The sequence below is a fragment of the Noviherbaspirillum sp. genome (assembly GCF_036846085.1).
Taxonomy (GTDB): domain Bacteria; phylum Pseudomonadota; class Gammaproteobacteria; order Burkholderiales; family Burkholderiaceae_D; genus Noviherbaspirillum.
The window spans coordinates 1-18586 of sequence record NZ_DAIUCO010000086.1; the positions used below are offsets into that span (position 1 = coordinate 1).

Sequence of the window (18586 nt, forward strand, 5' to 3'; positions counted from 1 at the left end):
CCGCGGCGGTATGCGCAAGGATGACAGGCGTAAATTCCATGAACCGCTCCCGATAAGTAAGTTGATGGGAGCATTGTCGTCACGCGTAGGGGGCGGTGACAGCGGATTGCGACGAAACGACGATATCGAGCCGTGAACCGTCACGGTATGGCGTGAACGGAGGCGATATCCGGCGCACGCGGTGTGCGCCGGCGCGACATTAGAAACCGACGGCCTGCCCGTCCCGCCGCGGGTCGCTGGCGACGACATAGCCATCCTGCAACTTCCAGGCGAACTGGGCGGCGCCGAAATCCATGTAACTGTCGGCAATGCGTTCGATCTTGTGGCCGCGTGCGAGCAGGTCGGCAACCACATCCGGCGGGATACCGGTCTCCATGTCGACGGAAATGCCTGCATTGACCTTCCAGCGCGGGGCGTCGCAGGCTGCCTGCGGCTGCTGGTGATGGGACAGCATACGAACGATTGCCTGCAGATGGCCCTGCGGCTGCATATTGCCGCCCATGACGCCGAAGCTCATCTGCGGCTGGCCGTCCTTCGTAAGAAAGCCGGGGATGATGGTGTGGAAGGGCCGCTTGCCGGGCCCAACGCAATTGGGATGCGACGGATCGAGCGAAAAACCGTAGCCGCGGTTCTGCAGGCTGATGCCGGTTCCCGGCACCACTACGCCGGAGCCGAATCCCATGTAATTGGATTGGATAAAGCTGATCATCATGCCGCTCTCGTCGGCGGCGGTCAGGTAGACGGTGCCGCCTTTCGGCGGCGTGCCGTGCTGAAATTCCCCGGCGCGGCGTATGTCGATCCGCTTCGCCCGGTCGGCCAGGTAACCGTCGTCAAGCAACTGGGCGGCGTTCACTCCCGTCATATATCGGCTGTCCGCGACCCATTGATAGGTATCGGCAAATGCCAGTTTCATTGCCTCGATCTGCAGGTGCAGGCTGTCGGCCGAGTCGACCGGATAGCGGCCCACGTCAAGCTGCTCCACGATACCCAGCGCCATCATTGCGGCGATGCCCTGTCCGTTGGGAGGGATCTCATGCAGCGTATAACCGGCATAGTCCTTCTGCAGCGGTTCGACCCACTCCGGTGCATAGCCCGACAAGTCATCCAGCGCCATCACGGCGCCGTTTTCCTTCGCATGCCTGACGACCGCTTCCGCCAGTTCGCCACGGTAGAAATCATCGCCATGGCTTTCGGCAATCCGGGTCAATGTCCGCCCGGCATCCTCGAACCGGAACAGCTCGCCGACCATCGGCGCTCTTTCATGGGGCATGAAGGCCTGGGCAAAGCCCGGCTGATTTTTTAATAGAGGGATCGCCGCACCCCATTTGTGCTGGACGATGGGCGCGACCATATGTCCGCGCGCCGCTAGTTCGATGGCCGGTTCCAGCAGATCGGCGAACGGCAGCTTGCCGAATTTGTCCGACAGCGCGACCCAGCCGGCAATGACGCCCGGCACCGTCACCGCATCCCAGCCGCGATGCGGTATCTTGCCGCCATGCTTGTTATTGAAATAGTCGGGCGTCCACGCGGCTGGCGCGGGACCGGACGCATTCAGTCCATGCAATCGTTCTCCATCCCAGAGGATGGCAAAGGCATCGCCGCCCAGTCCGCACGACACCGGCTCGACGATCGTCAGCGCCGCGGCGGCGGCAATGGCGGCGTCGACAGCGTTGCCCCCTTTGAGCAGCATGCGAAGCCCGGCTTGTGCCGCCAGCGGCTGGGACGTGGAGACAATGTTCCGCGCGAACAGCGGCGTGCGGATCGAGGGATAGGGATTGGTCCAGTTGAAATCAGGCATGGCCGGTTTGCCTTTCGGGCTGGTTCGACATGGATGGATCAAAGCAAGCAACAGGCCTGTTGGCGCCTGGGCGCCCCCCGTGCGTGTGACGCAGCCTGCGGGATCAGACGACGCCCTTGCCGCGCAGCTTCCTGATTTCGTCCTGCTCCATGCCGAGGACTTCGCGCAGTACATCCTCGGTATGCTGCCCCAGCAGCGGCGGCGGCAGGTCATAGGACGGCGGCGTCACCGACATTTTCATCGGGCTGCCGACCAGTTTCACCTTGCCGGCGGTGGGATGCGGCAGGTCCACCTGCATGTTGCGCGCCGTTACCTGGGGATTGACGAATACCTCGTCCAGATTGTTGATCGGACCGCAGGGCACGCCGGCCGATTCCAGCAGGTCGATCCATTCCTGCTTGGTTTTGGTCTTCACCATGTCCGCCAGCAGGGGTACCAGCACGTCGCGATGGCGGACCCGCATCGGATTGGTTGCGAACCGCTCATCCTCGGCCAAGTCAGGCCTGCCGCCGGCGCCAACGAATTTCCGGTACTGCCCGTCGTTGCCCACCGCCACGATGATGTGGCCGTCGGACGTCGGAAATGTCTGATAGGGCACGATATTGGGATGCGCATTGCCCCAGCGCTTCGGCGGATTGCCGCTCGCCAGATAGTTGGTATTCATGTTGGCGAGCATGGCAACCTGCACGTCGAGCAGCGCCATATCGATGTACTGCCCTTCGCCGGTACGGTCGCGATGGGCCAATGCCGCCATCACAGCGATGGTGGCGTACATGCCGGTCATCAGGTCGGAAATGGCGACGCCCGCTTTCTGCGGTCCGCCGCCCGGCATATCATCGCGCTCGCCGGTTATGGACATGAAGCCGCCCATGCCCTGGATGATGAAATCGTAGCCGGCGCGCTGCGCATAGGGACCGTCCTGGCCGAAACCGGTGACTGAACAGTAAATCAGGTCCGGCTTCTCTTTCTTCAGGGATTCATAGTCCAGGCCGTACTTCTTCAATTGCCCGACTTTGTAGTTTTCCAGGATGACATCCGACTGCCGCGCCAGCCGGCGCACGATGTCCTGTCCTTCCGGGCTGGCAATGTCGACGGTGACGGAACGCTTGCCGCGGTTGGCGGCGAGATAGTACGCCGCTTCGGTGGTGTCGTTGCCCTGTTCGTCGCGCAAGTAGGGCGGGCCCCAGGAGCGGGTATCGTCGCCGGCGCCGGGGCGCTCGATCTTGATCACGTCGGCGCCGAGGTCGGCCAGGTTTTGCGCGCACCACGGTCCGGCGAGGACGCGGGTCAGGTCGAGGACACGCAGGTGTCCCAATGCTTTTTTCAGTGACGAGTCAGCCATGGTTCGGTTACCGGTGTAGTGAAGGGATGGCAGGGAGAATGCCACGCCGATTTTAACCCTGACAAACAGGTAACGCTTTGATGTCGGCCCGGTCCACGCGATCGCCGCTTCGGGATTAGACTATGTCCCTTTGTTAACAGCGGCAGATCATCATGTGGCCATACCCAAAAATCATCGCGCACCGTGGCGGCGGCACGCTGGCTCCGGAAAACACGCTCGCGGCAATGCGTTGCGGCATGCAGTACGGATTTCGCGCCGTTGAATTCGACGTCATGCTGTCAGGTGATGGCGTTCCGGTGCTGATGCATGATCCTCAATTCGGGCGGACCGTTCCGGGCAAGGGCAGGGTGGCGGAGACCCTGGCGAAAGACCTTGCGGCAATGGACGCAGGCGCCTGGTTCGGCAGCCGGTTTGCCGGCGAACCGGTGCCGACGTTCGAGGAGGTGGTCCGGTTCTGCAAGCAAAACCGTATCTGGATGAACGTGGAGATCAAGCCGTCTCCCGGCACCGATGAACAGACCGGGCATGTCGTTGCGGAAACCACGGCGCGGCTGTTCGGCGACGAACTGGACGCGCGTGCCGGCCTGGCCGACTTGCCGCTGTTTTCGTCATTCTCCTTCGATGCCTTGGCCGCCGCGCACCGTGCAGCGCCGGGTATCCCGCGCGGATTTCTGGTGGACACCATCCCGGGTGACTGGCAGGCGCGCCTGCAGGCACTCGACGCGAGCGCCCTGCATACCAACCATAAGAATCTGACGGCCATGCAGGCGCATGCCGTCAAGGACGCCGGTTATGGCCTGTTTTGCTACACGGTCAACGACGCCGCACGGGCAAAGGACATATTGGCGTGGGGCGTGGATGCATTCTGCACCGACCGGATCGACCTGATCGGACCAGGATTCAGCGGAGGATAGCCATCACCCGCCGCAACGGAACGGCATACCCCGGATGGAAAGGCGGTGCCTGGTTGACTAAATTGCAATCTCTTTTGCGTCCCGCGCCGCCGCGATTCGCCCCTCCGCCGGGCAGGCTTCATAGAGGGCTTATCACGTATAATCAACGGTTTGCATGCTTGCCACTATTCCACCATCGACCATGAACTCGTCTGAAATCCGCGATAAATTCCTGAAGTTTTTCGAATCCAAGGGCCACACGATTGTCGCGTCCAGCCCGGTCGTTCCCGGCGACGATCCCACGCTGCTGTTCACCAACGCCGGCATGAATCAGTTCAAGGATGTCTTCCTCGGCTTCGACAAGCGGCCGTACACCCGTGCGACCACGTCGCAGAAATGCATCCGCGCCGGCGGCAAGCACAATGACCTGGAGAACGTCGGGTACACCGCCCGCCATCACACCTTTTTCGAGATGCTGGGTAACTTCAGCTTCGGCGACTACTTCAAGCACGACGCGATCCAATATGCATGGGAGTTGCTGACGGACGTCTTCAAGCTACCGAAGGAAAAGCTGTGGGTCACCGTGTATGCGGAAGACGACGAGGCCTACGAGATCTGGAACAAGACCGTCGGCGTGCCGGCCGAACGCATCGTGCGTATCGGTGACAACAAGGGCGCACGCTATGCGTCCGACAACTTCTGGATGATGGGCGACACCGGCCCCTGCGGTCCCTGCACCGAAATTTTCTACGACCACGGCCCCGAAGTGCCCGGCGGCCCGCCCGGATCGCCCGATGAAGACGGCGATCGCTACGTCGAAATCTGGAACAACGTCTTCATGCAATTCAACCGCGACGAAGCGGGCGTCATGCACAAATTGCCCAAGCCGAGCGTCGATACCGGCATGGGCCTGGAACGCATCACCAAGGTGATGCAAGGCGTGAATTCAAACTACGAAATCGATCTGTTCGTAAACCTGCTCGCCGCCGCGAGGAAGGCGGTGGACGCCGTCGGCGCCAGCGGATACGACGTGAATTCGCCTTCGCTGAAGGTGATTGCCGACCATATCCGTGCCTGCACGTTCATCGTGGTGGACGGCGTCATTCCGAGCAATGCCGGCCGTGGCTACGTGCTGCGCCGCATCGCCCGACGCGCGATCCGTCACGGCTACAAGCTCGGCGCGCGCAAGCCGTTCTTCCATTCGCTGGTACCGGCGCTCGTCGCCGAGATGGGCAACGCCTATCCGGAACTGCGACAGAACGAAAAGCGTGCGACCGAAGTGCTGAAGCAGGAAGAAGAAGCATTCTTCCGCACCATCGCCAACGGCATGGAAATTCTCGACCGGGCACTCGCATCCGGTGCGAAACAGATCGATGGCGACACCGCCTTCAAACTGCACGATACCTATGGCTTCCCGGTCGACCTGACCGCCGATGTCTGCCGCGAGCGCGGCGTCACGGTGGACGAGGCGCGCTTCAACGTGCTGCTCGGCGAACAACGCCAGCGTGCGCGCGAGGCCGGCAAGTTCAAGATGGCGCAAGGACTGGAATACAGCGGCAGCGCCACGACTTTCCACGGCTATGAAAAGCTGATTCACGACACCGCCCGCGTGACCGCGATCTATGTCGACGGCACGGCGGTGGAACAGGCCAATTCCGGCGACGACGCGGTCGTGGTGCTCGACCATACACCGTTCTACGCCGAGAGCGGCGGCCAGGTCGGCGATACCGGCGAACTGCGCAATGCCGCTACCCGCTTCCTGGTCGAGGACACGCTGAAGATCCAGGCAGACGTATTCGGCCATCATGGGCGAGTGGTCGAAGGTTCGATCAAGGTCGGCGATGTGATGAACGCCAACGTCGATGCGGAAAAGCGTGCCAGGACAGTACGCAATCACAGCGCTACCCACCTGATGCACAAGGCGCTGCGCGAAGTGCTCGGTTCGCACGTGCAGCAGAAGGGCTCGCTGGTCAATGCCGATCGCACGCGTTTCGACTTCGCGCATAACGGTCCGCTCACCGACGAGCAGATCCGCAAGGTGGAAGCCATCGTCAATGCCGAAATCCTTGCCAACCATGCGACGCAGGCCCGCGTGATGGCGATCGATGAAGCGCAGAAATCGGGCGCGATGATGCTGTTCGGCGAAAAATACGGCGACGAAGTGCGGGTGCTGGACATCGGCAGCAGCCGCGAACTCTGCGGCGGCACGCACGTGCAGCGTACCGGCGACATCGGTTTGTTCAAGGTCGTCGCCGAGGGCGGCGTGGCTGCCGGCGTACGCCGTATCGAAGCGGTGACCGGCGACAATGCGCTGGCCTATCTTCAATCGCTGGAATCGACCGTCAACCAGGTGGCAGGTACGCTGAAGGCGTCGCCATCGGAAATTTCCGCCCGTATCGGCAGCATGCTGGACCAGGTCAGGGCGCTGGAAAAGGAGCTTGCCGCGGCCAAGGGCAAGCTGGCGTCCGCCCAGGGCGACGAACTCCTGGCCGAAGCGGTCGACGTCAACGGCATCAAGGTGCTGGCCGCGACGCTGAACGGCGCCGACGTCGCGACGCTGCGCTCCACCATGGACAAGCTGCGCGACAAGCTGAAAACCGCGGCGATCGTGCTGGCGGCCGTCAATGACGGCAAGGTCAGCCTGATCGCCGGTGTCACCGCTGATGCGACATCGAAAGTGAAGGCCGGCGAACTGGTCAACTTCGTTGCCCAGCAGGTAGGCGGCAAGGGCGGCGGCAGGCCCGACATGGCGCAAGCCGGCGGCACCGATCCGAGCGGACTGCCGAAGGCGCTCGGCGGCGTGGCCGGGTGGGTGCGCGAGCGCGCATGATTCTGACCTGAATGACCTGAGCGGGAGCTCCTGTATGGATTATCGATATTGCCCGATGTGCGCCGCCCCTCTCGTCGAGAGGGCCGATGCGGGCGAAGGCGGCAAGACCCGCCTCGCCTGTCCGGATGGTCACTGGACGCATTGGGACAATCCGCTGCCGGTTCTGGCGGCGCTGGTGGAAGTCGAGGGCCGCATCCTGCTGGCGCGCAACGCGGCCTGGCCGGAGAAGGTGTTCGCGCTCATTACCGGATTCATGGAACGCGGCGAGACGCCGGAGCAGGGCATCGCACGCGAGCTCAAGGAAGAGACCAATCTCGACGCCGATGAGGTCAACCTCATCGGCGTCTATGAATTCATCCGCAAGAACGAGCTGATCGTTGCCTACCATGTAAAAGCCTCCGGCGAGATCCGGTTGTCGGAAGAACTGGTCGATTTCCGGCTGGTCGCGCCGGAAAAGCTGCGGCCATGGCGGGCCGGAACCGGTTATGCGATGGCGGACTGGATGCGTGCCCGGGGCTTGCCGGTGGAGTTTCTCGACTGGCCCGCCTCCTGAATTCCGGTCTCCTTGTTGCGACGCACCAATGCGTTCCGCTTTGGGGTAGAATCGCTCGCTCCACTAGCGTTGCTTCTTTTCGGGAACACCAATATGGAATTTGATAAAGAGCTCGACGCACGCGGCCTGCATTGTCCGCTGCCGATTCTGAAGGCCAAGAAGGCGCTTGCAGAAATGACAAGCGGCCAAATACTGCGCGTGGTGGCAACCGACAAAGGGTCGGTGCGTGACTTCCAGGCGTTCTCCAAGCAAACCGGCAACGAATTGCTTTCCCACAGTGCCGACGAGCGCGAATTCATTTTCTTCATGAAACGCAAGTAAAGTCGCCGGCTTTTCTACCCCGCCAGCGTCATGTTTTGTGCTAGTGCAATGCGCCATGAAATAAAAGCCGCATGCTCGGCAAGGCATTGAATTTAGATCCTTTTCTCCAATTGATTTTTCGCTTTTTACATCAATTTAGTGCATACTCTCAAACGTCAAAAAGAACGATCGTGCTAAATTTTGGCATGCTTGCAGAATCTCTCATATAATCCCTGTCTTATTTACGTTTACGTCAATCTTTTTCCAAAGGCATAGCTATGAAAGTCTTGGTTCCTGTCAAACGCGTGGTGGACTACAACGTTAAGGTTCGCGTCAAATCCGACGGATCGGGCGTTGACATCGCCAATGTAAAGATGTCAATGAATCCATTCGACGAAATCGCGGTGGAAGAAGCAACCCGCCTCAAGGAAGGCGGCAAAGTGACTGAAGTCGTTGCCGTTTCCTGCGGCGTGACACAGTGCCAGGAAACCCTGCGTACCGCGATGGCGATCGGCGCCGACCGCGGCATCCTGGTCGAGACCGACGCCGAACTGCAGCCTTTGGCGGTAGCAAAGCTGTTGAAAGCGCTGGCTGACAAGGAACAGCCGCAACTGATTATCCTCGGCAAGCAGGCCATCGACGACGATTGCAACCAGACCGGCCAGATGCTGGCGGCGTTGCTGGGCTGGCCGCAAGCGACCTTCGCTTCGAAGGTCGTCATCGAAGATGGCAAGGCGACAGTCACGCGCGAAGTTGACGGCGGCCTGGAGACCCTGGCATTGCAGTTGCCGGCGATCGTCACTACCGACCTGCGCCTGAACGAGCCGCGTTACGTAACCCTGCCGAACATCATGAAGGCGAAAAAGAAGACGCTGGACGTGGTCAAACCCGCCGATCTGGGCGTCGATGTCGCCCCGCGCCTGAAGACCCTCAAGGTTTCCGAGCCGCCAAAGCGTTCCGCAGGTATCACCGTGCCGGACGTTGCGACGCTGGTCAACAAGCTCAAGAACGAAGCGAAAGTCATCTAAGCATTTTTTGAGCGGCGCGACGGCTTTGCCGCGCGGGCTCATCAACCTACAGGAAAAATCATGACCGCACTTGTAATTGCAGAACACGACAACGCTTCGCTCAAGGGAAGCACACTGAATACCGTCACGGCCGCAACCCAATGCGGCGGCGATGTCCATATCCTGGTGACCGGCCAGAATTGCGGCGGCGCCGCGGAAGCCGCTTCCCGCGTCGCGGGCGTGGCCAAGGTTCTGGTCGTTGACGCTGCGCAGTTTGCCGACGGCCTGGCGGAGAACGTCGCCGAGCAGGTGCTGGCCCTTGCCGGCAGCTATTCACACATCCTCGCGCCCGCGACCGCCTTTGGAAAGAACGCGCTTCCGCGTGTTGCCGCCAAGCTGGATGTCGGCCAAATCTCCGAGATCACCAAGGTTGTTTCGCCCGATACCTTCGAGCGTCCAATCTACGCCGGCAATGCGATCGCCACTGTGCAATCGGCCGACCCGGTCAAGGTCATCACCGTCCGGACCACCGGTTTCGACGCCGCACCGACCGGCGGATCGGCCGCGGTCGAGACGGTAACGCCAGTCGGCGATTCCGGCAAATCCGCGTTCGTCTCCCGCGAGATCGCCAAGTCCGACCGGCCGGAACTCACCGCCGCCAAAATCATCGTGTCCGGTGGACGCGGAATGGGCTCCGGCGATGCATTCAAGATCCTCGAACCGCTCGCCGACAGGCTTGGCGCCGCCATGGGCGCATCGCGCGCCGCGGTCGATGCCGGCTATGTCCCGAACGACTGGCAGGTCGGCCAGACCGGCAAGGTCGTCGCGCCCCAGCTGTACATCGCCGTAGGTATCTCCGGTGCGATCCAGCACCTCGCCGGCATGAAGGATTCGAAGACCATCGTGGCCATCAACAAGGATCCGGAAGCGCCAATCTTTTCGGTGGCGGATTACGGCATTGTCGGCGACCTGTTCGAGCTGGTGCCGCAACTGGTTACCGAACTGGGTTGACCCGGCCGGCAATCATCAGTAATAAATCAAGATAAATCGTTGTAGGGAAGGCGGGACCATTCGTGGTCCTGCCTCTTTTCTGGAGCCTTGAATGAGCTACGTCGCCCCGTTGAAAGATATGCTGTTCGTCATGAACGAACTGGCCGGACTGTCCAAAGTGAATGCCTTGCCCGGCTGTGAAGACGCCAGCCCGGAAACGGTGGAGGCGGTCCTGGAGGAAAACGCGAAGTTCTGCGCCGAAGTGGTTGCGCCGCTTAACTTTTCGGGCGACAAGGAACCCAGCTTCTGGCATGACGGCAATGTCACGACCAGCAAGGGCTTCAAGGAGGCGTTCAAGGCATTCGGCGAGGCGGGATGGCAGGGTGTCCAGCATCCGGTCGAATTCGGCGGACAAGGCTTGCCCAAGCTGGTGGCGACCCCCTGCATCGAAATGCTCAATTCAGCAAACCTGTCGTTCGCACTTTGCCCGTTGCTCACCGATGGCGCCATCGAAGCGCTGATGACCGCAGGCACCGACGCGCAGAAGCAGACTTACCTGGCCAATCTGATCTCCGGCAAATGGACTGGCACGATGAACCTGACCGAGCCACAGGCCGGCTCCGATCTGTCGCTTGTGCGTACCCGTGCGGTGCCGCAGGGAGACGGCACCTACAAGATCTTTGGTACCAAGATTTATATCACCTATGGTGAGCACGACATGGCGGAAAACATCGTCCACCTGGTGCTTGCGCGGACTCCGAATGCGCCGGAAGGCGTGAAGGGTATTTCGCTCTTCATCGTGCCGAAGTTCCTGGTCAATGCCGATGGCTCGCTCGGCGCGCGTAACGATGCGCACTGCGTATCGATCGAACACAAGCTCGGCATCAAGGCGAGCCCGACGGCTGTCCTGCAATTCGGCGACCACGGCGGGGCGATCGGCACGCTGGTCGGCGAGGAAAACCGCGGCCTGGAATACATGTTCATCATGATGAACGCCGCCCGTTTCGCGGTCGGCATGCAGGGCGTCGGCGTTGCCGAGCGCGCTTATCAAAAGGCGGTGCAGTACGCAAAGGAACGGGTGCAATCGCGGGATCTGACCGGTTCCCCCGGCCCGGTCACCATCATCCATCAACCGGATGTGCGCCGCATGCTGATGTCGATGCGGGCACAGACGGAAGCTTCACGTGCATTGTCATACGTCACTGCAGCTGCCTTCGACGCTGCGCATCATCATCCGGACGAAGCGACGCGCAAAACGAACCAGGCGTTCTACGAATTCATGGTGCCCATCGTCAAGGGCTGGTCCACCGAGATGTCGATCGACGTCACGTCCACCGGTGTGCAGGTGCACGGCGGCATGGGCTTCATCGAAGAGACCGGCGCCGCGCAGTATTACCGCGATGCCCGCATCCTGACAATCTATGAGGGCACGACCGCCATCCAGGCGAATGACCTCGTCGGCCGCAAGACGGTACGCGACGGCGGCGCAACGGCGAAAGGCATCCTCGCGCAAGTCCGGCAGACCGAGGAAGAACTGGCTTCCTATGGCGCCGGCGACCTGGCTGCGATCCGTAACCAGCTGGCTGCCGGGTCCAGGGCGCTGGAGGATGTTGTCACCTACGTTGCCACCAATGTGAAGTCGGATATCAAGGGCGTGTTTGCAGGCAGCGTGCCGTACCTGAAGCTTGCGGGCATCGTACTGGGCGGCTGGCAGATGGCCCGCGCGGCCCTGATTGCGGAACGCAAGCTGAAGGCAGGCGAGGGCGATGCCGGGTTCTATCAAGCGAAAATCACAACCGCACGCTTTTTTGCCGAACACATCCTGTCCCAGGCCTCGGGTTACCGGGCAGCGATCGTGGAAGGCAGCAGCGGCGTGCTGGCACTGACGGAAGAACAGTTTTAAGAGCCGGTTGCGATAGGTAAAGGCAGTTCCGGCTGCCCTTTTTCATTCATTGCACCGTATCGAGCCGATCTAACGCAGGCGCCCGATGTAGGTTCGGTCGACATGTTCGTCCGGCGAGTGTAATGCCGACTTTTCGCCCTGTGCCTGAGGCGTTCCGAGCGGCGGCACCGCCGGGTTGCCGAAGCGCGTCATCAGCGGTACCTTGGGCGGACTGCGGACAAACAAACCGTCATTGCCGAAATAGATTTCTTGCAGCTTCTCGCAGATCACGTGCACGTCTTCCGCCGGCGTTTGCAATGCCAATTGCAATGCCACTTGCAATACATGCCGGCAATACGCCGGATCCGTCCGCATGTACTCGATATCCGTGATCCGTCCGCTTTGCCGGCGCAGGATGACATGCAAGCGTCCCATCAATGCAAATGCCTGGTTCTCCAGGGCCGCCACGGTCGTTTGCTGGTGCGCTGTCATAACACATGCTCCCCATGCTGTTCGATATCCAATCCTTCCCGTTCTGACTCGGCGGTGACGCGCACACCGACCATCAGATCGACGACAGCGAGTATGAGCCCTGTCATGACGCCGGCGTAGATCGTCGTTGCGACGACGCCAATTGCCTGCTTTAAAAGGTCTCCTTCAGCGCCACCGATGCCTTTGACCGCGAAAATGCCGGTCAGCAGTGCGCCGACAATGCCGCCTATTGCATGCACCCCGAAGACATCGAGTGAATCGTCGTATCCAAGCCGTGATTTCAACGAGGTTGCTCCCCAGTAGCACGCCGCGCCGGCAACCGCTCCGATGCAGAATGCGCCGTTGACTCCCACAAATCCCGAGGCCGGCGTGATCGCCACCAGGCCGGAGACCGCACCGGACACAAGACCCAATACCGATGGCTTTCCGCGGCGTGCCCATTCAGCGCCCATCCACGCAAGCGCACCCACTGCGGCAGCCACCTGTGTCACCAGCATCGCCATGCCTGCTCGTCCATCCGCGGCGCCGGCGGAACCGGCGTTGAAACCAAACCAGCCCACCCAGAGAAGCGACGCTCCGATCACCGTCAATACGAGGTTATGAGGCGGCATCGGTTCCTTGCCGAAGCCAACGCGCGGCCCGATGATGATTGCGGCGACCAGGCCCGAAATTCCGGCATTGATATGAACCACGGTACCGCCGGCGAAATCGAGTACCCCCATCGCCGCCAGCCAGCCGGATGGGTCCCATACCCAATGCGCGACCGGCGCATAAACGACGAGCGACCAGAGCGATACGAAAAGAATCAGTGCCGAAAATTTCATGCGCTCTGCGAATGCGCCGGTAATCAAGGCTGGTGTGATGATGGCGAATGTGAGCTGAAACAGCATGAACACACTTTCCGGAACCGTCGGCGCGATATTGTGCACGGTCAGCTTGCCGGCTTCCTTCATGAATGCCAGACCCTGCAACATCATCCGGTCGCCGCCGCCAAGAAACGCACTTCCCGGCGAAAACGCAAGGCTGTACCCGATCAGGACCCATAGCGCGGTCACGACGCAGGCTGCCGCAAAACTATGCGCCGCGGTCGTCAGCACGTTTTTCTTGCGCACCATGCCGGCATAGAAAAGCGCCAGACCGGGAATGGTCATCATCATTACCAATGCAGTCGACGTCAGCATCCATGCCGTATCGCCGGCACTGATGGTAGAGGCGTCGACCAGGGTCGGCTTGGTAAGGGCAGGAGCAGGGGCGTCCACGGGTAACGAAGCGACGCTGCTCTCGGCTTTTAGCGCTGCCGGCGCAGTGCTGCCCGGTCCGAAGCCTGCGGCAGTCTCATTTGACGGCACCATGACCTCGACCAGACCCGAAGGATGCTGTGGCGACCCGGGCTGCTCCGCCCGGGCGAGCGTAATCGTCAGGCAAAACAGCAGGCCGGTAAATGTGAGTAACGCAGAGGCGGCACGCATCTTCATGAAAACTCCCATTGGCGATTGATGAAATAGGCGCGATCGCGCATATGTTTCATCAATGCACTTTTTGTGCCATGCAGCAATAGGCTAAAACCTGGAAGAAAATCGCCGAATGGTCGTTTTTAGATTGCAATTGCACCAATCTGGTGTTGCAAAGGAGAAATTTGTGCGTGGGTGCGGTGCCGGAAAGAAGGCAACCGCTACTTGATGATCAGCCGAACGAGCCGCCGGTATAAAGGAGGTCGAATGTGCGAGCAAGCGTGGCGATGAAGACAGTTGCACCGACCGCGGTCGTCAGCACCAGAAGCACCGCGAGAGGCCAGCGGGAGGCAGACTGCCTGCCTGAATGGAGGTTGTGTTGCGCATCCCATTTTTCGTCCGGCGTCAGGCCGATAACGAGGGCTTCGATGAAGCCGGCAAAAACGGACACCGGAAACAACACCAGGTGCACCCAAGCCCACATGTCCTTTTTGCCGTACAGATAAAAACGATGAAAGCCCAGTCCGCCGAAAAGGAATGCCAGCAAGGTGGCAAGGGTTTTGTTCTTGTGCGATGTATTCATGTTTAAAAGAGGTTTGCTTTCCTTGTAGGCTGGCTAGTGTGCACGAGGGCTGGCAACTAGGCAACGAAATGCAAATGGCCAAGTCGCATGGCGTTCTGCGATCCATCCCTTCTTTGTCGCCAACCCGGTTCGAGGTTGCTGGGGGCGTCGTAACCAGCTATAATTGCCGGCTTTTCCGTGTTCGAACACTTTTTGGAAACATTATGGTCGTTATCCGTTTATCCCGTGCCGGCGCCAAGAAGCGCCCTTTCTTCAACATCGTTGCAACCGACTCGCGCAACCGCCGCGACGGCCGCTTCATCGAGCGACTCGGTTTCTATAACCCGGTTGCTTCCGGCAAGGACGAAAGCTTCCGCATCGCTCAGGACCGCCTGGCGCACTGGCAGGGCGTGGGCGCGCAGCTTTCCCCGACAGTGGAACGCCTCGTGAACCAGTCCGGCAAAAAGGCTGCTGCGTAATAACGCTTCCTTCAGCCTGTTTCGACGTTGTCGCGCAAGACCGCTTCCGGGGTCGACATCCCCGATGACCTTGTACTGGTCGGGCATGTGACCGGCGCCTATGGCATACATGGATGGGTCCGTATCCGGCCCTACTCTTCAGATGCTGACGCAATGTTGCATGCGACGACATGGTGGCTGGACAAGCCTGATCTGCGCGACGTCGACATGATGCAGGCAAAGATGCATGGAGAAGATGTTGTCGCAAGGCTGATGGGTGTAGCGGACCGCAATGCCGCCGAAGCGCTGAAAGGCGCCACAGTCCAGGTTCGACGCAGCCACTTCCCGGCGCTGGAAAGCGACGAGTTTTACTGGATCGACCTGATTGGCCTGAAAGTACAAAACCTCGATGGCGAATCGATGGGCGAAGTCAGTGATCTGATGGACAACGGCGCGCATCCCATACTGCGGGTCACCGCGCCTGCCGTTGAAGGGGAAAAGCCAAAAGAGTGGTTGATTCCCTTTGTTGATCAGTTCGTCAAAACCGTCGACCAGGCGGAAAAAAGAATTACGGTGGACTGGGGGCTGGATTATTAAGCCTCCGGCATTCGGAAAAGGACGGCGCAATGCAATTCGATGTCGTGACGCTCTTTCCGGAAATGTTCGTCGCCATCACGCAGTCGGGGATCACCCGACGCGCATTCGAACAAAAGAAATGTGAACTGGCGCTGTGGAATCCGAGGGATTTTACAACCGACAATTACCGGACCATTGATGACCGTCCTTATGGGGGTGGGCCAGGAATGGTCATGCTGGCGAAGCCGCTCGAATCCGCAATCAATGCGGCGAAAGCGCGCCAGTCGAAGCAAGGCTTGCCTGCGCCCCGGGTCGTCTATCTGTCGCCGCAGGGCCGGCCGTTGACTCATGATCGGGTAATGGCAATGACGGCGGAGCCGGGATTGGTATTGCTCTGCGGTCGTTATGAGGCAGTGGATCAGCGTTTGCTGGATCGTTGCATCGATGAAGAAATCAGCCTCGGCGATTTCGTCCTCTCCGGTGGCGAACTGCCGGCGATGGCATTGATGGATGCGGTAATCCGGCAATTGCCCGGTGTATTGCACGACGACGCATCCGCCGTGCAGGACAGCTTCGTCAATGGTTTGCTGGACTGCCCGCATTACACACGGCCGGAGATTTACGAGAATGTCACGGTCCCTGCGGTATTGATGAGCGGGCATCATGTGGAGATCGAAAAGTGGCGGCGCGAGCGAGCCCTTGAGGCAACTTGGCGCAAGCGCCCCGATCTGATCATCCAGGCACGCACCGCAGGATTGCTGTCGCGGGCAGATGAAAGATTTTTGAGCAGTTTGCAGTAAAGCGCGGGCGAAGCAGGATGTTTCGCCTGTATTTGTAACCCCATCCTCTGTCGGGCAATAAATTTAACATGCGCCGGTACGATGGTTTCAGGAGCTGAAAATGGATCTGATCCAACAACTAGAGCAGGAAGAAATTGCCCGTCTCGGCAAGAATATTCCCGACTTCGCACCAGGGGACACGGTCGTCGTCAACGTCAACGTCGTCGAAGGTACGCGCAAGCGTGCACAGGCTTACGAAGGTGTCGTGATTTCCCGCCGCAACCGTGGCTTGAACTCGAACTTCATCGTTCGCAAAATTTCGTCGGGCGAAGGTGTTGAGCGTACCTTCCAGCTGTATTCCCCGCTGATCGCCTCGATCGAAGTCAAGCGTCGTGGCGATGTGCGTCGCGCCAAGCTGTATTATCTGCGTGAGCGTTCCGGTAAATCGGCGCGTATCAAAGAGAAGTTGCCGAACCGTCGCGCCGCAACTGCGCAAGCTGCCGAGTAAACCACGGCATAGCGTCACGAAAAGGGCACCGATGGTGCCCTTTTTGCATTCATTCGAAACAGTTGACGTCCATGCATGCACGCACATGCGTGGATAACCTCCATAGGAAAACGCTTGTCCAAACTGATTTTTGACCCGGAATCACTTCCTGTTGCATCCGTTGCGGGGGAACCGGCGTTGCCGGACGAACGACTGTCTGCCGATTGGTTGCGCAGCCGTTTTGCAACTCCACCCGGCTGGACACCGGAGAGCACTGACGAACACTGGCTCCGCAAGTCCGATGCATCGCCTGTTCCCGCGGCAGTCCTGCTGCCGATCGTGATACGTGAAGACGGGCCTACCATGCTGCTGACGCAGCGAACAGCCCATCTGCACGACCATGCCGGCCAGGTGAGTCTTCCAGGAGGGCGGGTCGATCGGACCGACAGTTCCGCCACGGATACGGCGCTGCGAGAAACTGAGGAAGAGGTCGGTCTGCATCGCCGGCACATCGAGGTAGTGGGTACCCTGCCTGATTACTTCACCGGCACCGGCTTTCGCATCACGCCCGTCGTGGCGCTGGTGCAGCCGCCATTTGAATTGCAGGCCGATACATTCGAAGTGGCTGAAATCTTCGAAGTGCCACTGGCCTTCCTGATGAACGGGCAGAATCATCAGCGGCGCATCATCGAACTGCCCGATGGGGCAGGGTGCCGCACATTCTACTCAATGCCCTATGGCCGTTTTTTCATCTGGGGTGCCACCGCAGGCATGCTTCGTAATCTGTTTCACTTTCTTCGAGCTTGATCATCAAGACACATGCGCCCAGTTCTCAGGCGCTCCTCGTCATCGCTGATTTGATTCCCTTCTTGCACTGGGTTATCGTACGGGTTACGTAATTGCCAAGGCAGTTTGATGACTTTTCTTTCCATTCTTTGCGCACTCCTGATTGAACAGCTCCGGCCTCTCCGCGCGGACAACTACGTGTACGCCATGGTGCAGATGCTGGCGGATCGTATGGAAGGATCATTCAACGCCGGCCAGGAAAGTCACGGGCGCATGGCCTGGCTACTGACGATGCTGTTGCTGGTTGTGCCGGCCGCGCTGGTGTACTGGCTTTGCACCAAGATCAGCCCGATCGCCGTGCTGGCCTGGAACATCGTGATCGTCTATTTCACACTCGGCTTTCGCCGCTACAGCCATTACTTCACATCCATCCAGATTGCGCTCAACGGCGGCGACGAAGCTACCGCACGCAGTCTCCTGGCGGAATGGACCAAGCAGGATACCGCCGGGATGGAGGTCGGCGAGGTTGCCCGTGTGGCCGTCGAACAGGCACTGATCACCACGCACCGCAACGTGTTCGGTGTCTTTTTCTGGTTCTTGATGCCTTTCGGCCCTGCCTGTGCCGTGATGTATCGCGTGGCTGAACATCTGGCGCGTGCATGGAACGAGCCGGACCACATGCGCAACGAATCATTTGGACTGTTTGCCGCCAGAGCGTTCTACTGGATCGACTGGGTTCCGGCTCGCCTGACTGCGGTCGCCTTCGCCGTCGTCGGCAATTTCGAGGATGCGATCTACGCCTGGCGTAACTTCGCCGGACGCTGGAAGGACGAGGCAATCGGAATCATACTCGCCGCAGGCGGCGGGGCGATGGGCCTCAGACTTGGCTCATCGGTTGAGAACGCGGCGGATATCGTGCCGGTCGATGCGACGACCATAGAATTCCATAGCCTGGCGGCGGATACCCCTCCCGGCGAAGAAGCAACGGCCCGTGCACTGCAGAGCACGGTTGGACTGGTATGGCGTTCGCTGCTGCTGTGGATGCTGCTGTTGCTGCTGATCTCGTTGGCTGTCTGGCTGAACTGATGTGGTTTTCTGTGCCAGGGCATGCATCTCTTGTCCGAGGTGCATGCCGTTCGCGTTTCCAGCCTTGCGAAATCGCTCAATCTGAATTCCCGTTGGTGAATGCGGGTATCGATTTTTAGCCATTTAGTGCACACATCTTTTCGCATTGTGAGAGATTATTTCACATCAAGTCTTATATAAGATATGATATCCGGGCGTTCCAAAAGCGCGCCTTATCTGGTGGCGTCGCGCACTTCACAAGCCAAAACGCTATTACGAATCAAGCCACATCCATGGCCGAGAACCCCCACAAACCGCAAGTCCCCGCCCGCGAG

18 protein-coding genes are annotated in these 18586 nt (G+C 59.9%); 13 read left to right on the forward strand and 5 right to left on the reverse strand.

All coding sequences use genetic code 11. From position 1 onward, the window contains the following. Window positions 1–199: 199 nt before the first annotated feature. Both V7080_RS11890 and V7080_RS11895 read right to left on the reverse strand, forming a co-directional pair. Window positions 200–1798, reverse strand: a complete 1599-nt coding sequence (locus tag V7080_RS11890) for a gamma-glutamyltransferase family protein (RefSeq protein WP_334188609.1) — start codon at window positions 1796–1798, stop codon at window positions 200–202. 103 nt (window positions 1799–1901) lie between these two features. Further along, window positions 1902–3140, reverse strand: a complete 1239-nt coding sequence (locus V7080_RS11895; protein WP_334188610.1) for a CaiB/BaiF CoA transferase family protein — start codon at window positions 3138–3140, stop codon at window positions 1902–1904. Between the two features lie 152 nt (window positions 3141–3292). Here V7080_RS11895 and ugpQ point away from each other — a divergent pair, with 152 nt between their 5' ends. The 7 genes from ugpQ (at window position 3293) to V7080_RS11930 (ending at window position 11616) form a co-directional block, all read left to right on the forward strand. Then, on the forward strand, window positions 3293–4054 hold the full coding sequence (ugpQ, locus tag V7080_RS11900) for a glycerophosphodiester phosphodiesterase (protein ID WP_334188611.1): 762 nt from the start codon (window positions 3293–3295) through the stop codon (window positions 4052–4054). 181 nt (window positions 4055–4235) lie between these two features. Beyond that, the gene (alaS, locus tag V7080_RS11905) at window positions 4236–6863 is read left to right on the forward strand and encodes an alanine--tRNA ligase (protein WP_334188612.1); all 2628 of its coding nucleotides are present in this window, start codon (window positions 4236–4238) and stop codon (window positions 6861–6863) included. Between the two features lie 34 nt (window positions 6864–6897). After that, window positions 6898–7416 (forward strand): NUDIX domain-containing protein, encoded by a 519-nt coding sequence (locus V7080_RS11910; RefSeq protein ID WP_334188613.1) that lies wholly within the window; start codon window positions 6898–6900, stop codon window positions 7414–7416. 93 nt (window positions 7417–7509) lie between these two features. Then, window positions 7510–7737, forward strand: a complete 228-nt coding sequence (locus V7080_RS11915) for a sulfurtransferase TusA family protein (RefSeq protein ID WP_326857152.1) — start codon at window positions 7510–7512, stop codon at window positions 7735–7737. A gap of 257 nt (window positions 7738–7994) precedes the next feature. Next, the gene (locus V7080_RS11920; RefSeq protein WP_334188614.1) at window positions 7995–8744 is read left to right on the forward strand and encodes an electron transfer flavoprotein subunit beta/FixA family protein; all 750 of its coding nucleotides are present in this window, start codon (window positions 7995–7997) and stop codon (window positions 8742–8744) included. A 60-nt stretch (window positions 8745–8804) separates the two neighbouring features. Beyond that, complete coding sequence (locus V7080_RS11925) at window positions 8805–9734, forward strand: electron transfer flavoprotein subunit alpha/FixB family protein (RefSeq protein ID WP_334188615.1); 930 nt, start codon at window positions 8805–8807, stop codon at window positions 9732–9734. A gap of 91 nt (window positions 9735–9825) precedes the next feature. Continuing rightward, the gene (locus V7080_RS11930; protein WP_334188616.1) at window positions 9826–11616 is read left to right on the forward strand and encodes an acyl-CoA dehydrogenase; all 1791 of its coding nucleotides are present in this window, start codon (window positions 9826–9828) and stop codon (window positions 11614–11616) included. 69 nt (window positions 11617–11685) lie between these two features. Here the strand turns inward: V7080_RS11930 and V7080_RS11935 are convergent, their stop codons facing one another. The 3 genes from V7080_RS11935 to V7080_RS11945 all read right to left on the reverse strand — a co-directional run bounded on the left by V7080_RS11935 (window position 11686) and on the right by V7080_RS11945 (window position 14121). After that, entirely contained in the window at window positions 11686–12087 is a 402-nt protein-coding gene (locus tag V7080_RS11935) for a hypothetical protein (RefSeq protein ID WP_334188617.1), read from the reverse strand. Then, a complete protein-coding gene (locus V7080_RS11940; protein ID WP_442947219.1) occupies window positions 12084–13556 on the reverse strand; it encodes an ammonium transporter in 1473 nt (490 codons plus the stop codon). Before V7080_RS11940 ends, V7080_RS11935 begins: the two co-directional genes overlap by 4 nt. A 214-nt stretch (window positions 13557–13770) precedes the next feature. Next, a complete protein-coding gene (locus V7080_RS11945; RefSeq protein WP_334188618.1) occupies window positions 13771–14121 on the reverse strand; it encodes a TM2 domain-containing protein in 351 nt (116 codons plus the stop codon). 203 nt (window positions 14122–14324) lie between these two features. Between V7080_RS11945 and rpsP the strand changes: the two genes are divergently transcribed. From rpsP to V7080_RS11975, 6 genes are all read left to right on the forward strand, one after another. After that, the gene (gene rpsP, locus V7080_RS11950) at window positions 14325–14579 is read left to right on the forward strand and encodes a 30S ribosomal protein S16 (RefSeq protein ID WP_334188619.1); all 255 of its coding nucleotides are present in this window, start codon (window positions 14325–14327) and stop codon (window positions 14577–14579) included. 27 nt (window positions 14580–14606) lie between these two features. Continuing rightward, window positions 14607–15155 carry a ribosome maturation factor RimM gene (gene rimM / locus V7080_RS11955; RefSeq protein ID WP_334188620.1) on the forward strand — a complete coding sequence of 183 codons (549 nt, stop codon included), beginning with the start codon at window positions 14607–14609 and terminating at the stop codon, window positions 15153–15155. Between the two features lie 29 nt (window positions 15156–15184). Continuing rightward, entirely contained in the window at window positions 15185–15934 is a 750-nt protein-coding gene (gene trmD, locus V7080_RS11960; protein WP_334188621.1) for a tRNA (guanosine(37)-N1)-methyltransferase TrmD, read from the forward strand. A 100-nt stretch (window positions 15935–16034) separates the two neighbouring features. Further along, window positions 16035–16421 (forward strand): 50S ribosomal protein L19, encoded by a 387-nt coding sequence (gene rplS / locus V7080_RS11965; RefSeq protein WP_334188622.1) that lies wholly within the window; start codon window positions 16035–16037, stop codon window positions 16419–16421. Between the two features lie 75 nt (window positions 16422–16496). Beyond that, entirely contained in the window at window positions 16497–17207 is a 711-nt protein-coding gene (locus V7080_RS11970) for a CoA pyrophosphatase (protein ID WP_334188623.1), read from the forward strand. 108 nt (window positions 17208–17315) lie between these two features. Beyond that, complete coding sequence (locus V7080_RS11975; RefSeq protein WP_334188624.1) at window positions 17316–18272, forward strand: CobD/CbiB family protein; 957 nt, start codon at window positions 17316–17318, stop codon at window positions 18270–18272. The last annotated feature ends 314 nt before the right edge of the window (window positions 18273–18586 follow it).

Coding starts and splice junctions, on each gene's coding strand:
- V7080_RS11930 (WP_334188616.1), top strand. CDS start 9,826: ATGAGCTACGTCGCCCCGTTGAAAGATATGCTGTTCGTCATGAACGAA.
- V7080_RS11975 (WP_334188624.1), top strand. CDS start 17,316: ATGACTTTTCTTTCCATTCTTTGCGCACTCCTGATTGAACAGCTCCGG.
- V7080_RS11915 (WP_326857152.1), top strand. CDS start 7,510: ATGGAATTTGATAAAGAGCTCGACGCACGCGGCCTGCATTGTCCGCTG.
- V7080_RS11970 (WP_334188623.1), top strand. CDS start 16,497: ATGCACGCACATGCGTGGATAACCTCCATAGGAAAACGCTTGTCCAAA.
- V7080_RS11945 (WP_334188618.1), bottom strand. CDS start 14,121: ATGAATACATCGCACAAGAACAAAACCCTTGCCACCTTGCTGGCATTC.
- V7080_RS11940 (WP_442947219.1), bottom strand. CDS start 13,556: ATGCGTGCCGCCTCTGCGTTACTCACATTTACCGGCCTGCTGTTTTGC.
- trmD (WP_334188621.1), top strand. CDS start 15,185: ATGCAATTCGATGTCGTGACGCTCTTTCCGGAAATGTTCGTCGCCATC.
- V7080_RS11890 (WP_334188609.1), bottom strand. CDS start 1,798: ATGCCTGATTTCAACTGGACCAATCCCTATCCCTCGATCCGCACGCCG.
- V7080_RS11895 (WP_334188610.1), bottom strand. CDS start 3,140: ATGGCTGACTCGTCACTGAAAAAAGCATTGGGACACCTGCGTGTCCTC.
- V7080_RS11935 (WP_334188617.1), bottom strand. CDS start 12,087: ATGACAGCGCACCAGCAAACGACCGTGGCGGCCCTGGAGAACCAGGCA.
- rplS (WP_334188622.1), top strand. CDS start 16,035: ATGGATCTGATCCAACAACTAGAGCAGGAAGAAATTGCCCGTCTCGGC.
- V7080_RS11925 (WP_334188615.1), top strand. CDS start 8,805: ATGACCGCACTTGTAATTGCAGAACACGACAACGCTTCGCTCAAGGGA.
- alaS (WP_334188612.1), top strand. CDS start 4,236: ATGAACTCGTCTGAAATCCGCGATAAATTCCTGAAGTTTTTCGAATCC.
- V7080_RS11920 (WP_334188614.1), top strand. CDS start 7,995: ATGAAAGTCTTGGTTCCTGTCAAACGCGTGGTGGACTACAACGTTAAG.
- V7080_RS11910 (WP_334188613.1), top strand. CDS start 6,898: ATGGATTATCGATATTGCCCGATGTGCGCCGCCCCTCTCGTCGAGAGG.
- rpsP (WP_334188619.1), top strand. CDS start 14,325: ATGGTCGTTATCCGTTTATCCCGTGCCGGCGCCAAGAAGCGCCCTTTC.
- ugpQ (WP_334188611.1), top strand. CDS start 3,293: ATGTGGCCATACCCAAAAATCATCGCGCACCGTGGCGGCGGCACGCTG.